Below are 14,111 nucleotides of genomic sequence, written 5' to 3' on the forward strand. Positions count from 1 at the left end.
CCCCCCGGCAAAGGAGCGCACCATGCAACCGCAACCCCTGCAAAACCCCGCCTCGCCCTGGCATGCGGGCGAACTGGCGATCCAGCAAAGCGTTGGCGTCGTGGGCCGCATGGATATGCCGGGCCGCAAGTTCCTGCGCCCCTTCCTGCTGGACCAGCACCGCGAGTTCTATCCTCTGCTGCATTTCGTGGTGCTGGGCAGCGTGGATGCGCAAGGCGATGCCTGGGCCACGGTACGGGCCGGCGAGCCGGGCTTCCTGCGCTCTCCCGATCCATCGACTCTGCATGTGGCGGTGGGCCACGATGCGGCCGACCCGGCCGAGCCGGGCCTGGCAGACGGCCGTGCCGTGGGCCTGCTGGGCATGGACCCCATGACGCGCCGGCGCAACCGGCTCAACGGCACCGTGAGGCGCAAGACAGGCGTTGATGGGACGGGCGCCTTCGACATCGGCGTGGTCCAGAGCTTCGGCAACTGCCCGCGCTATATCCAGAACCGCAGCGTCCGGTTCGTCCGGCCTGCGGACGAGCCCACGCAGGTGCCGGCGGTCGAACTGGCATCGCTGGACCCGCGCGCGCGGGGGCTGATTGCGCAGGCGGACACGTTCTACGTGGCGTCCTACGTTGAGGGCGGGGACGGCTCGCGCCAGGTCGATGTCTCCCACCGTGGCGGCAAGCCGGGCTTTGTGCGGATCGACGCCGATGGAACGCTGACCATCCCCGACTTCTCGGGCAACCTGTTCTTCATGACCCTGGGCAACTTACTGGTCAATCCCAAGGCGGGCCTGCTGTTCATCGACTCCGAAACCGGGGAAATGCTGCAGATGACGGGCGAGGCCAGCGTCATCCTCGACTCCCCGGAAATCGCCGCCTTCGAGGGCGCCGAGCGCCTGTGGACCTTCAAGCCCCGCCGCATCGTGCGCCGGCCCGACGCCCTGCCGCTGCGCTGGAGCATGGCGGCCGACGGCTGGTCACCCCACCTGCAGATGACCGGAAGCTGGGCCGATGCCAACCAGCGCCTGGCCGCCGCCCGGCTGGGGCGGCAGTGGCGGCCGTTCCGGGTGGCGCAGGCCGTGGACGAGAGTTCCACCATACGCTCGCTCTACCTGGAGCCGGCCGATGGCATGGCCGCTGTGGCTCCCCTGGCCGGCCAGCACCTGCCGCTGCGCCTCACACTGGCGGACGGCAGCCACCTGCAGCGCACCTATACGCTGTCGCTGGCGCCTTCGGACGGGCGCTTGCGCATCAGCGTCAAGAAGCAAGGCCGTGCGTCCAGCCATCTGCATGGCCTGAAGCCCGGCGATCTGGTCGAGGCCCGCCCGCCCGCTGGCAGCTTCACCGCCGATGCGGCCCTGCGCCGCCCCGCCGTGCTGCTGGCCGCGGGCATAGGCATCACGCCCTTGCTGGCCATGCTGCGCCACATCGTCCACGAAGGCCAGCGCACCCGCAGCCTGCGGCCCACCTGGCTGTTCCAGGCGGCTCGCACGCGCAGCGAACGGGCCTTTGACACGGAGATTGCCGAACTGGTGAAGGCCGGCAATGCCGAGGTGCACTGGGTGCGAACGCTCAGCCAGCCCGGCACGGCAAAGGCCGGCCGCGACTACGACCATGAGGGCCACATCGACATGGCCCTGTTGAAGGCCACCCTGCCCTGGGACGACTACGACTTCTACCTCTGCGGCCCGGACGCCTTCATGCAGGCCACCTATGACGGCCTGCGCGAACGCAATGTGCCCGACGAGCGCATCCACGCAGAAGCCTTCGGTCCCTCGGCCCTAAAGCGATCCATGGCCGGTGCAGCCCCCGCCGCCGAACTGCCGGCACCCGCCACACAGCCTGTCCGCATCATCTTTGCCGACTCGGCCAAGGAAGCGCGCTGGAAGCCCGGCAACGGCAGCCTGCTCGAAGTAGCCGAGGCCCGGGGGCTGGAACCCGCCTTCGGCTGCCGGGGCGGCAGCTGCGGCGACTGCCGCACGCGTGTGCTGCAGGGCGGGGTGACCTATGCCTCGCCACCCTCCTTCGCCGTGCCAGCGGGCGAGGCCCTGATCTGCTGCGCCGTGCCTGCGCAGGGGACGGGGGAGGCTTTGCATCTGGCGTTGTGAGGAGCCTGTCTCTGCGCGCTTTCCACATCAGGACATACCGACGGCAAAAGGCACATCAGCGATTGCTGCCCAATGCTTGGCTGCATCTAGCTTTCTATCTGGACAAGTATCGATTCATCAAGCTCTATGACTTCAAACAGGCCCTGACCGCGCTCATAGACCTCCCCTGACAGGAACCGAACCACTTTCTGGCCGATGAGCATGCACATCTCCACGACAAAGCCATCTGCATCCCGGCGCATGTCTTTTATCCGCACAAGGCCCAAGGGCAACTCAGCCAGCAGTCGGTCACGGTAACCAATGGATGCAGGCACGCCGGGACCCGACTCAGACGCCTCTGGAGTCACAAGGTACAGGCCGTGAAAACCGCTGCCATCGTCGATACGGGAAAGCATTGACCAGACACGTCCGTCCACCAGTTGAATCCAAATCTCGATGAACTGGAGATAGGGCACCTGCGGATGGCTCCAGACTGCTTCGCCAGGTACCCAGCGCTGCCGACCTGATTCATCCATATCCCAGCGGCCGCCTTCGGCCAACGCCATCTCGCAAGCTCGCCAGCCCACAATCATCTGCTGGTCGAGATCCTGAAGGGACGGGAACTGGCGCTGCCCCATGGGCTGGATGGAGCTCCCGGGGGGCCGGCTCGGTGTCGTCGATATGGACTACCGCGAACCCTTCCTGCTCACTCGGCGGCTCGAACATGGCAAACACGCTGCGAATGGCCTGCTCCGGCACTTGGTGATCGGCTCGCCGCTGCGTGTTCCTCCGCAAGGCGGTCTGCAAATCGGCTTTGAGCCAAATACAGACTACGGGCACGCCATGAGATCTGGCGATCTGAATGGCACGCTCACGATGCACCGTCTTCGGAAGGGCGGCATCAAAGAACACCGCATCACCACCCAACGCTGCGGCGTTCTGTTGAATCCAGCTGCTCTTGCCTGCAGCTTGCACCCCCACCACCACATAGAGCTTGGTCGCGGGCGAGCTGACAGACAGTGCTTTGTCCAAGTCCCGGTACGCCAACTCCCATGCGGCAGCACTGCGTTCCGTGGTGAACAGGCGACCTTGTTCTGTTTCCAGATAGTGGTCTGGATTGATGTGCTTTGTAGTGTCCATGGTGAGCTGCAAGATTCTGGATCACTGTAGCTGGGCACTGCGCCGTACCGTCCGCAGACAAACGAACCCGCCATGCAAAACGGCCTTGATCGATACACTCGCTGCAATTCCTGCGCCCTCGTACACGCCGCAAATCCAAAGCCCTGCCCATGCAACTCACCAACTGCCTGCTCCGCCTGTCGCCCTTGGTCCTCACCTGCCACATCGGCCTGGCCTGCGCACAGATCACCACGCCCTCAGCAGGCACCTATGTGCGCAAGGGCGGGGGTGGCGATCTGGTGGTGCGGGCCAATGGCAAGTTCCATATCCAGACCGTCGGTGCCAACGGCCATACCTGTGAGCTGGAAGGCACCATCACCAACGGCCGGGCCAGGATGGCGAATTCGGCCTGCGCCGTGGACTTCACGCCTGCAGGCCAGCGCGTCGGGGTCGACACGGCCACCGCCGAGGCATGCCGGGACTTCTGCGGCATGCGGGCCTGGTTCGGTGGCGATTACCTTCGGCCCACACCCGGCTGCACGGACAAGGCCATTGCCGCATCGCGCAGAAACTTCAAGCGCGCGTACGACGCCAAGGACTACCGCCTGGCGCTGACCACGCTGGCGCCGGTGCTGCAGGACTGCGATGAGGTGCTGACCGGGGTTACCAAGGGCTGGCTGCGCAACGACCTGGCGCTGGCGCAGCTTCGCTCGGGCGACGCAGCCGCCTGCCGCCAGACCCTGGCCCCGCTGGCCGAGGAAGCTGGCAAGACGGATCAGGAACTGCGCGAGGCCTATCCACCCACCGATGCCGATGTGGTGCTGCCCATGCTCAAGGCTGCGCGCACCAATCTGCGCTTGTGCAGTTGAGGCGGTGCCATCGCCATGAAAGATCCCGCATCGCCCAACGCAGGAATCTCCGGGCATTTCCGGCGTGAGGCGAAGTGGATGCTGTGGGTGCTTGGCGTGCTGCCCTTGGCGCTTGCCTTGCTGGCAGCGTGGCTGGCGCCACTGATCCTGAACCATGTGGAGAAAGACAAATGCCTGAAAGCTGGAGCACAGATCTCCAGGCAAACCGGCAAGTGCGAACGCCCTGAACAGGCGCCCCCGAAGGAGTGAGTTGCGGGCTATCCCGTTGCCAGCCTGGCGCACGACGATGCCCTGTGCTTGGGCGTGGTGTCCATGCTGTAGCGGATCGGCGGCGGCCCGGGCGTCTTGCCCTATCCTTGTGCGCTTTCATTCCAACTGAGCAGCGCCCTTGAACAGGGCTTGACCCCTTGCCACCCATGACCGATATCCGCCCCGCCCGCTTTCCCGAAGACCTCGACGCCGTGGTCCGCATCTTCCGGGAGTACGTGGCCAGCCCCACCGTGAGCCTGGACTTCCAGGACTTCGAGACCGAGTTCGCCGCCCTGCCCGGCAAGTACGCCGCGCCCGAGGGCTGCGTGCTGCTGGCCTGGAAAGACGGCCAGCCCGTGGGCTGCGCCGCCCTGCGCCAGGTGGATGCGCAGACAGGCGAAATGAAGCGCGTCTACGTGCGCCCCACGGTACGCGGCGAGAACCTGGGTCGCCGCCTGGTGGAAGGCATCCTGGACGCTGCGCGCCACGCGGGCTACACCCGCATCTGCCTGGACGTGCTGCCCGAGTTCCAGGCTGCGCAGCGGCTGTATGAGTCCCTGGGTTTTACGGATGCAGAGCCGGTGAGCTTCAATCCCGTGCCGGGCACGCGTTATCTCGGACTGGATCTTTGAGGCATGCACCCTCCGGCAGGCGGCCTTCAGCGCCTGCACGGCTTCCGATGCGCTGACACCCGGTCCCTGAGTCCTCATCTGCAAGCATTCAGCACGGTGAGACCGTAGCCCATACCCCGGTCCAACAGCCTGCCCGCAAGCGCAGCGGCGGTACGGACCACCTCTCCCCGCATCCTTCATCCGCAAATGCCCGTGGCCGAGCCGGGCGGCCTGCGCTTGTGCCCCGTGAATACCACCCATGGCGAATGGCGCTGCCTGGGACCAAACGCTCATTGGCAGCATCTCTATTCACCTGGCATTTCAAACCTGATTTTAGGAATTGTCCTAAGGATAATTCTGAAAATGATCTGTGGGCGACTTCTTTGATTGACCTCGTGCAGGCCATGAAATCAAATGAGGACTCTTCGCACAGCAAACATCAGAAACCCGCCTGGACACTGACAGCGGATTATTCGCCTGCTTGCAACCACTCATTTCCGTCAAATTGCCTTTATTGATCAAGGCGCATTGACTGGAATTCTCGATTCCGCTTCTGATCCAGCGTCTCCATACACCATGCCAGCCTCCATTGCCGCCACCTTCTATCAGATCGGCTATGCCGACATGCTTGCTCGCCAAATGGAGCAAAAACAGATCGATGCCATTGTGCTCACGCCACAGGAATACGCAGACATACTGAGTGACAAGGCGCGCAACAATCCTCGCCTGGCGGGCACGCTGCATGCCATGCTGGCCCACAGTGCGCTTGGGCGATACTGGACACACACCGCCAGCCCGAATGCAGGCAAACCCTGGGTCGCTCCCGCCTCCCTGATGGTCAGCGACGCGTACCTCATCACCAAAACGCTGATTGCATTGGGCTTGGCCGGTGCCCGCTCCTATATCAAGACAACCGCCACAGGCACCTATATCATCATCACGGGCTACGCGGGACTTCGCCGCAAGTTGCTGCAAGGCACGCGATTCCTTGCCGCCAATCCACGCATGGTCCAGATGGGCCTGGGTATTCGCGGTCTGCAGAATGTGGCCAAGGGCGGGTTCCTTCTGAGCCTGGTGGTGGGCACCGGGATAGAGACACTGGACTTCATCTTCAATGACGAGAAGACCATGCATGATCTTGTGGGTGGGATTGGAGTGGAGGCGGTCAAGGCGGGATTGGCGACAATAGCGGGTTTGACCGCGGGAATGACGACTGCAAGCATGATATCTGTTGCCGTACTGCCCTTAGCAATCATGGCTGCAATGATTCTTATTACCAGTCTCGCACTGAATTCCGCTGACGAGCGCTGGCAGATAAAGCAAAACGTTATCAAGGCTATAAAATCCACGCCAAATGATACAGCGCAGGGATTTTACCGGATTAACACAAGCCATCCAGATTGGAGCAACATTCAGTCAAGGAATCCTTCAAACAAAAATAACGAAACACTCTACATTCCCGAAAAGAATAGTGAAGACCTATTGTGCAAATTAAGCCACAGAAGATAAAAATGCATGATATTCAAAGAATCAGAAAAAACGCCTACCTCGGGATCTTACTGACCACCCTGGTATTATTATCGTGCGTCTTCTTAATTAATGAAACAATTATAACAACAACCCATGAAATCAAAACACTGGCGCCAGTCGTTCGAATATGGCCAATGGCACCTTTTCCGGTTCTTTGCTTACCATTTCTCTTATCATTGATTTTACTATATATCGTAAAAGCCATTCCTTGCAAGCCACGCATTCAAACAAATATAGAAGGCATATTAATCAAATCGCTTATTTTATGCTTTATCTCGGCACTATTCTGTCTTTTATTCCTAGCCCCGCTTCAATATAAGGCAATGCCAAAACTCGGCTACACCCATTGCAACCTCCTACAAGGCCATCCAAACATGTATTTCTCAGACTGGGTCAAAAACCCCGAATGGTGCGTTCGTGGAAAAACTAGAGAATGGGTCAAAGAGCAGGCCCGGCTCTCCGGCAACCTTGAAAATCCCTGAAATAAAAAAAAACGCAGACCACATGGTCCGCGCTTTTTTGCATCTACGGCAGCCGTGCTGCCAACTCCCTCAGAACGCCTCTTCACTCATCTCCGCGCAGGTCATGTCGCGCTCACGCACGACCTTGAGCCATGCGCCTATCCGGGGCAGTTCGTATCGGAAGAAGTAGCGCATGGCGGCCATGCGGCCAGCGTTGGCGGGTTCGGCCAAGGTGGCGTCCTTGGCGAGTACGGCCAGGGAAACGTCCAGCCAGGTCCAGGCCAGTACCGTGTGGCCAAAGGCCTGCATGTAGGGCACGGCATTGGCCAGGGCCTGTTGCGGGTCGTCGGTGGCCCATGCGGCCTTGGTGGTGGCGCCGACTTCCTGCAGGGCCTTGGCCAGTTCATTGGCATGGCCGGCCAGCTCGGGCCGGGCCATGGCGCGCTGGATGGTGTCGTTGATGCGCGTGGCCAGCAGCTGCAGGCCCTTGCCGCCGTCCATGAGCACCTTGCGGCCCAGCAGGTCCATGGCCTGTATGCCGTGCGTGCCTTCGTGGATCATGTTCAGTCGGTTGTCGCGCCAGTATTGCTCCACGGGGAAGTCGCGCGTGTAGCCGTAGCCGCCATGGATCTGGATGGCCAGGGAGTTGGCCTCCAGGCAGAACTCGCTGGGCCAGCTCTTGGAGATGGGGGTAAGCACTTCCAGCAGCAGCCGGGCCTCGGCCACGGATTCGGGCGTGCCGGTGTGCTGCTCATCGACCAGGCGCGCGCAGAACAGGTTCAGCGCCAGCGCGCCTTCGCAATAGGACTTTTGCGCCAGCAGCATGCGCTTGACGTCGGCGTGCTCGATGATGCGCGACTGGGGGCGCGTGGCATCCTTGCCGGCTGCACCCGGCGCCCCCTTGATCGGCCGGCCCTGCGGGCGGTTCTGCGCATAGTCCAGGCTGGCGTGGTAGCCGGCCAGGCCCAGCATGGTGGCGGCCATGCCGATGGAGATGCGGGCCTCGTTCATCATGTGGAACATGCATTTGAGGCCCTCGCCGGGCTTGCCGACCAGGTAGCCCACGGCCCCGGCGCCGCCGCGCACGGGAAAGCGCCCTTCCCCGAAGTTCAGCAGCGTGTTGGTGGTGCCGCGCCAGCCCAGCTTGTGGTTGAGGCCGGCCAGGGCAACGTCGTTGCGCTCGCCGGTGAGCTGGCCTTCGGTGTCCACGAGCTTCTTGGGCACGATGAACAGCGAGATGCCCCGCACGCCAGGCACGGGCTTGCCATCGGGGCCGGGGATCTTGGCCAGCACGAGGTGGACGATGTTCTCGGTCAGCTCATGGTCGCCCGCGCTGATCCACATCTTGTTGCCCTTGAGGCGGTAGCGCGGGCCCAGCGCATCGCTCTCGAAGTCGGCGCCATCGGGCTCGGCGCGCGTGGCGATATCGCTCAGCGAGGAGCCGGCCTGGGGCTCGGACAGGCACATGGTGCCGGCCCAGCGGCCATTGAATTCATTGGTGGCAAAGACCTGCTTTTGCATGTCCGTGCCGTGGGCCATGATGGCGTTGGCATTGCCCGAGGTCAGCATGTTGGAGCCGATGCTGATGGAGGCCGCCGCGAAGAAGCTGTTGGCTGCTGCCTCCACGGTGTAGGGCAGCTGCATGCCGCCGATGTCGTAGTCCTGGGCGGCGCTGAGCATGCCCGAGTCGGCATAGGCCTGGCGCGCATCGTGGGTGCACTGGGGCAGGATGACTTTCTCGCCGTCGAACTGCGGCTCCTGCGTGTCCACGGTGCGGTTGAAGGGGGCGTATTTCTCGCGGGCGATGCGCTCGCAGGTGTCGAGCACGGCATCGAAGGTGTCGCGCGAATGGTCGGCAAAGCGCTCACGCTCGCCCAGCGCATCGGCGCGCAGCCATTCATAGAGCAGGAAATCGATGGTGGAACGCAGGCGCATGGTGATGTCCGGAATCAAAAAAGAAGCCGCAGGCGCCGCCAGAGGGAGCGCGTGCGGCCAACAGGAGTAACGGGAACAGGCGGTGGCGGCCGCAGCCGCCACCTGCACTTACAGCACTTCGAACACGCCGGCGGCACCCATGCCGCCGCCGATGCACATGGTCACGCAGACACGCTTGGCACCGCGGCGCTTGCCTTCGATCAGGGCATGGCCCGTCAGGCGCTGGCCCGACACGCCATAGGGATGGCCCAGGGCGATGGCGCCGCCGTTGACATTGAGGCGATCGTTGGGGATGCCCAGCTTGTCTCGGCAGTACAGCACCTGCACGGCAAAGGCTTCATTGAGCTCCCACAGGTCGATGTCCTGCACCGTCAGGCCCAGCTTCTTGAGCACCTTGGGCACGGCGAAGACGGGGCCGATGCCCATTTCGTCGGGCTCGCAGCCGGCCACGGCAAAGCCCAGGAAGCGGCCAAGAGGCTTGAGGTTGTTGCGGGAGGCATAGTCCTCGCTCACCACCACGCAGGCGCCTGCGCCATCGGAGAACTGGCTGGCATTGCCGGCCGAGATTACGCCGCCGGGCAGCGCGGGGCGGATGCCCGAGATGCCTTCCTTGGTCGTGCCTTCGCGCACGCCCTCGTCCTTGCTGCAGGTCACTTCCTTGGTGATCAGGCCGCGCACCTTGTCGGCCACGCCCATGGTCACGGTGATGGGCGCGATCTCGGCATCCAGCAGGCCGGCGGCCTGGGCCGCGCAGGCCTTTTGCTGGCTGGCGGCGCCGTATTCGTCCATGGCGTCACGGCCGATGCCGTAGCGCTTGGCGACCTGTTCGGCGGTCTGCAGCATGCTCCAGTAGATCTCGGGCTTTTGCTTGGCCAGGGCCAGGTCCTGGATCATGTGCAGGTTCATTTCCTGCTGCACGCAGGAGATGGACTCCACGCCGCCGGCCACGTAGACATCGCCCTCGCCCGCGATGATGCGCTGCGATGCGGTGGCGATGGTCTGCAGGCCCGAGGAGCAGAAGCGGTTGATGGTCATGCCCGATGCGGTGATGGGCAGGCCGGCCTTGAGCGCGATCTGGCGCGCAATGTTCATGCCGGTGGCGCCTTCGGGGTTGGCGCAGCCCATGATCACGTCATCGACGGCGGCAGGGTCGACGCCTGCGCGCTGCACGGCGTGCTGCACGGCATGGCCGCCCAGCGTGGCGCCATGGGTCATGTTGAAGGAGCCCTTCCAGCTTTTGGCCAGGGGCGTGCGGGCGGTGGAAACGATCACGGCGGATGTCATGGATATTCCTTGTATGGCGGGTTTGCGGTGGTTCGCAAAAAGTTCGTGCGCCGCACGTCTCAGCTGAATTGCTTGCCTTCGGCCGCCAGCTTCGCCAGCAGCGGGGCCGGCTGCCAGAAATCGGCGTCGTCGTTGGGGTTCTTGGCGAAGCGGTTCATGGCCTGGACCACGTTGAACAGCCCGACCTCGCCCGCGTAGTGCATGGGGCCGCCGCGCCATATGGGGAAGCCATAGCCGGTCAGGTAGACCATGTCGATATCGCCCGACTTGCCGGCGATGCCGTCTTCCAGGATGTGGGCGCCTTCGTTGACCAGGGCGAAGACCAGGCGCTGGACGATTTCCTCATCGGAGATCTTGCGCGGGGTGATGCCCAGCTCCTTGCGGTGGGACTCGATCATCTGGTTGACCAGCTCGGACGGGATGGCGTCGCGCTTGCCCGCCTGGTAGTCGTACCAGCCCGCGCCGGTCTTCTGGCCGAAGCGGCCCAGCTCGCACAGCTTGTCGGCCGTGCGGCTGTACTTCATGTCGGCGCGCTCGACGGCGCGGCGCTTGCGGATGGCCCAGCCGATGTCGTTGCCGGCCAGATCGCCCATGCGGAACGGGCCCATGGCGAAACCGAACTTCTCGATGGCCTTGTCCACCTGGGCGGGCGTGGCGCCTTCGTCCAGCAGGAAGCCGGCCTGGCGCGAGTACTGCTCGATCATGCGGTTGCCGATGAAGCCATCGCACACGCCCGAGACCACGGCGGTCTTCTTGATCTTCTTGGCCAGCTTCATCACGGTGGCCAGCACGTCCTTGGCGGTGTGCTTGCCGCGCACCACTTCCAGCAGCTTCATCACGTTGGCGGGGCTGAAGAAGTGCATGCCCACCACGTCCTGCGGGCGCTTGGTGAAGGCGGCGATCTTGTCCACGTCCAGCGTGGAGGTGTTGGAGGCCAGGATGGCGCCGGGCTTGGCAACCTCGTCCAGTTGCTTGAACACGATTTCCTTGACGCCCAGCTCCTCGAACACTGCCTCGATGATGAGGTCGGCATTCTTGAGCGCGTCATACGACAGCGTGGTGCTCAGCAGCGCCATGCGCTGGTCGTACTTTTCCTGGGTGAGCTTGCCCTTCTTGACCTGGGCTTCGTAGTTCTTGCGGATGGTGGCCACGCCACGGTCCAGCGCTTCCTGCTTGGTCTCCAGAATGGTCACGGGAATGCCCGCGTTCAGGAAGTTCATGGAGATGCCGCCGCCCATGGTGCCCGCACCGATGACGCCCACGGTCTTGATCTCGCGCACTGGCGTGTCCGAGGGCACGTCGGCGATCTTGGAGGCCGCGCGCTCGGCCATGAACAGGTGGCGCAGCGCGCGCGACTCGGGCGACCACATCAGTTGCATGAAGGCATCGCGCTCCAGGGCCATGCCCTCGTCGAACTTCTTGCGCGCGGCGTTCTCCACCGTGTCCACGCAGCGGGCCGGGGCCGGGTAGTTCTTGGCCATGCCCTTGACCATGTTGCGCGCGAACTGGAAGTAGGCATCGCCCTGGGGGTGCTTGCAAGGCAGGTCGCGCACGCGCGGCAGCGGACCACCCGCTGCGTGCTTGTCAGCCACTTCCAGCGCAAAGGCCTTGGCCTCGTCCAGCAGGGACTCGGGCGAAGCGGCCATCTTGTCGAACAGCTTCTGGCCGGGGATGGAGGCCAGCAGCTCGCTCTTGACGGGTTCGCCGCTGACGATCATGTTCAGCGCGGTCTCCACGCCCAGCACGCGCGGCAGGCGCTGCGTGCCGCCTGCGCCTGGCAGCAGGCCCAGCTTGACTTCCGGCAGGGCCACCAGGGTGCCGGGAGCGGCCACGCGGTAGTTGCAGCCCAGCGCCAGCTCCAGCCCGCCGCCCATGCAGACGGTATGGATGGCGGCCACCACGGGCTTGCTGCCCTGGTCCAGCGAGTTGATCAGCGAGACCAGGTGAGGCTCGCGATACGCCTCTTCCTTGCCGAACTCGTTGATGTCGGCGCCGCCCGAGAAGGCCTTGCCTGCGCCCGTGATGACGATGGCCTTGACGGCCGGGTCGGCATAGGCCTTGTCCAGCCCCTCGACGATGCCCCGCCGCGTGGATAGCCCCAGGCCGTTGACCGGCGGATTGTTCAAGGTGATGACGGCGATGGCACCGTCCACTTTGTATTCAGCAGTCATGCTGTTGTCCCCTATGCGATAGAAAAAGAACGATCGTGCGTTTTTGATTGTAGGGAGTTCTTCCGCCTTTGCCATCCACCCTTGTCTCGGGCGGGACAAATTGTGTCGAGACGCCGAATAGGCACCTGTTCACCACGGTCTGACTCACTTCAGAAATTCCGTGTGCAGGCCTAGGCCGCCACGGCCAGCGGAGGTACATCAAGCTTGATTTGCTGCCCCTCCAACATGGCATACCCTATTGACAGATAGTGGTTGCACAACTCCGGTTCGCCAACCAAAGACTGCTCCGCATCTTCTGGCCGAAACAGCAACAGATGGCGCACATACAGCAGGTCGGCCTCGGACTCGATGGCGAAACGGATGAAATCCGGAAACTCGTGGATATTGTTGCGCTTCAGTGTCCAGGACAATCCAAGCCGTGGCCGGCGAAGCAGATCAGATCCGCGGCGCAGCGTTTGGTAATAGTCCAGATTTTTCTTGAATGTAGGCAAATCGGCGCCTGTGCGATTGGCGGCAAAAACCTCGTCCGTGATCCCGTCTATAGAAAAGGTGAGCGTATCCACCAAGCGAATCTTTCGTTCGTCAAACCGCTGCTTCACAAATGTCCCATTGGTTACGCAGGTGACCAGCACGTTGTATGCCTCGCACAGCTCGAACAAACGATTCCACAGGGGCATGGACACCATGCTCGGCTCGCCGCGGCCCACCAGGTTGATCAACGTCAGATAGGGGAAAACTTCATGTGCCAGAGACTCCAGCACATCTTGCGAAAAAGCCGGGCGCCGATTGTTCATACGGTGCTCATTCTCATCTCCATGGCTGCTGCAATGCGAGCAGTGAAGATTGCATGCGGCAGTCAGTTCGAGACTCAGGGACTCTGGCAGATGCGGCACCTGTGCCAGCTGGCGAGACTCACTGTTCACCACCTGGGCGCGAACCCATTCCTTCAACCCCAGCAGATAGGCCTGCCTTGACAGTTCGTCTCCATCCTCAGGAACAAGTGCAGCTGAAACCACATCGAATTCTCCGTGCCCCTGAACAAAGGCTTCCAGCCGCAACTTTACCCAGCCCGCCTCACGCGCTTCATCGGGAATCAATACGCGTATTCGCTCCACCTGGTGGACGTTTTGCAATCGAAAGCAAATGGCGCGCTCTTCGCTGTAACGTCCCAGAATGCCGGTTGAAAAATACAGCTTGCTGAAATCATATCGATTGACGGGAGCCTTTTTTATGCGCAACGCCAATTCTATGTATAAATCCTCTTTTTTGACACGGAACAATCCTAGATTCTTCAGCTGAGGTTGTATTTTATTCATTTTTATTTCTCTCCCCCTGCTCCTTTATGAAGTCCCAGGCAATCGGTTGATATTCAACCTTCTTGGCTAACGAAGCTTGTGTTCTTTCCCCTCCAAAGTTCGCCCAGATATTTCTCTGTTCGGCATATCTGATTTCACGAAACCAGCATTTCTTGCATTGCTCCCATTCTTTTTCCGTATTGAGCGTGCCGCGCACCGACTGCATGCGCTCGTTGTTCCATAGCGAAGAAAAATTGACATCCTTCTTCAGATGGCCCACATTTTCAGCGTACATGTTCGCACAAGTCACGACCTCTCCATCGGCCATGATTACCGCTGTCCGGTGTATGAATATGCATTCAGCCGGTTCCGCCGTTGATCTATCCACTGCAACCGCCTTGGCTTCATCGTGCAGCTTTTTCAAGTCTTCAATTGAAAGCATGATGTCGATTTTTTAAAGTTGAACTGATAGACATGGGGATGTCATTTCAGAAAATCCATCATAAGCCA

General features: G+C 62.0%; 13 protein-coding genes. 6 read left to right on the top strand and 7 right to left on the bottom strand.

Annotated elements, in window-relative coordinates:
• Positions 1–22 precede the first annotated feature (22 nt).
• Complete coding sequence (locus IAE24_RS19390; RefSeq protein ID WP_199961510.1) at positions 23–2,098, top strand: FAD-binding oxidoreductase; 2,076 nt, start codon at positions 23–25, stop codon at positions 2,096–2,098.
• Between the two features lie 86 nt (positions 2,099–2,184).
• On the opposite strand, the gene IAE24_RS30340 is transcribed toward IAE24_RS19390, so the two are convergent.
• Both IAE24_RS30340 and IAE24_RS30345 read right to left on the bottom strand, forming a co-directional pair.
• Positions 2,185–2,643: a hypothetical protein gene (locus IAE24_RS30340; protein WP_233626297.1), complete on the bottom strand. Its 459-nt coding sequence runs from the start codon at positions 2,641–2,643 to the stop codon at positions 2,185–2,187.
• On the bottom strand, positions 2,606–3,217 hold the full coding sequence (locus IAE24_RS30345) for an AAA family ATPase (RefSeq protein WP_224985960.1): 612 nt from the start codon (positions 3,215–3,217) through the stop codon (positions 2,606–2,608). The genes IAE24_RS30340 and IAE24_RS30345 overlap by 38 nt, the downstream gene beginning before the upstream one ends.
• Positions 3,218–3,366: 149 nt before the next feature.
• Here IAE24_RS30345 and IAE24_RS19400 point away from each other — a divergent pair, with 149 nt between their 5' ends.
• From IAE24_RS19400 to IAE24_RS19420, 5 genes are all read left to right on the top strand, one after another.
• Entirely contained in the window at positions 3,367–4,065 is a 699-nt protein-coding gene (locus tag IAE24_RS19400) for a hypothetical protein (protein WP_199961511.1), read from the top strand.
• 15 nt (positions 4,066–4,080) lie between these two features.
• Positions 4,081–4,314 (top strand): hypothetical protein, encoded by a 234-nt coding sequence (locus IAE24_RS19405; protein ID WP_199961512.1) that lies wholly within the window; start codon positions 4,081–4,083, stop codon positions 4,312–4,314.
• Positions 4,315–4,481: 167 nt separating this feature from the next.
• Positions 4,482–4,946 (top strand): GNAT family N-acetyltransferase, encoded by a 465-nt coding sequence (locus IAE24_RS19410; protein WP_199961513.1) that lies wholly within the window; start codon positions 4,482–4,484, stop codon positions 4,944–4,946.
• Positions 4,947–5,501: 555 nt separating this feature from the next.
• Positions 5,502–6,434, top strand: a complete 933-nt coding sequence (locus IAE24_RS19415; protein WP_233626298.1) for a hypothetical protein — start codon at positions 5,502–5,504, stop codon at positions 6,432–6,434.
• A 2-nt stretch (positions 6,435–6,436) separates the two neighbouring features.
• Entirely contained in the window at positions 6,437–6,937 is a 501-nt protein-coding gene (locus tag IAE24_RS19420) for a hypothetical protein (protein WP_199961534.1), read from the top strand.
• A 69-nt stretch (positions 6,938–7,006) separates the two neighbouring features.
• Here IAE24_RS19420 and IAE24_RS19425 read toward each other — a convergent pair whose 3' ends face one another.
• The 5 genes from IAE24_RS19425 to IAE24_RS19445 form a co-directional block, all read right to left on the bottom strand.
• Positions 7,007–8,851: an acyl-CoA dehydrogenase gene (locus tag IAE24_RS19425; RefSeq protein ID WP_199961514.1), complete on the bottom strand. Its 1,845-nt coding sequence runs from the start codon at positions 8,849–8,851 to the stop codon at positions 7,007–7,009.
• Between the two features lie 108 nt (positions 8,852–8,959).
• Positions 8,960–10,135 (bottom strand): acetyl-CoA C-acyltransferase, encoded by a 1,176-nt coding sequence (locus IAE24_RS19430; protein ID WP_013802768.1) that lies wholly within the window; start codon positions 10,133–10,135, stop codon positions 8,960–8,962.
• Between the two features lie 59 nt (positions 10,136–10,194).
• Positions 10,195–12,306: a 3-hydroxyacyl-CoA dehydrogenase NAD-binding domain-containing protein gene (locus tag IAE24_RS19435; RefSeq protein WP_199961515.1), complete on the bottom strand. Its 2,112-nt coding sequence runs from the start codon at positions 12,304–12,306 to the stop codon at positions 10,195–10,197.
• Between the two features lie 170 nt (positions 12,307–12,476).
• Positions 12,477–13,622 (bottom strand): radical SAM protein, encoded by a 1,146-nt coding sequence (locus tag IAE24_RS19440; protein ID WP_199961516.1) that lies wholly within the window; start codon positions 13,620–13,622, stop codon positions 12,477–12,479.
• Entirely contained in the window at positions 13,615–14,043 is a 429-nt protein-coding gene (locus IAE24_RS19445) for an SPASM domain-containing protein (RefSeq protein ID WP_082848169.1), read from the bottom strand. Before IAE24_RS19445 ends, IAE24_RS19440 begins: the two co-directional genes overlap by 8 nt.
• Positions 14,044–14,111 lie beyond the last annotated feature (68 nt).

Origin of the sequence: Delftia sp. S65 (assembly GCF_016516495.1) — a bacterium.
Lineage (GTDB): Bacteria > Pseudomonadota > Gammaproteobacteria > Burkholderiales > Burkholderiaceae_C > Comamonas > Comamonas acidovorans.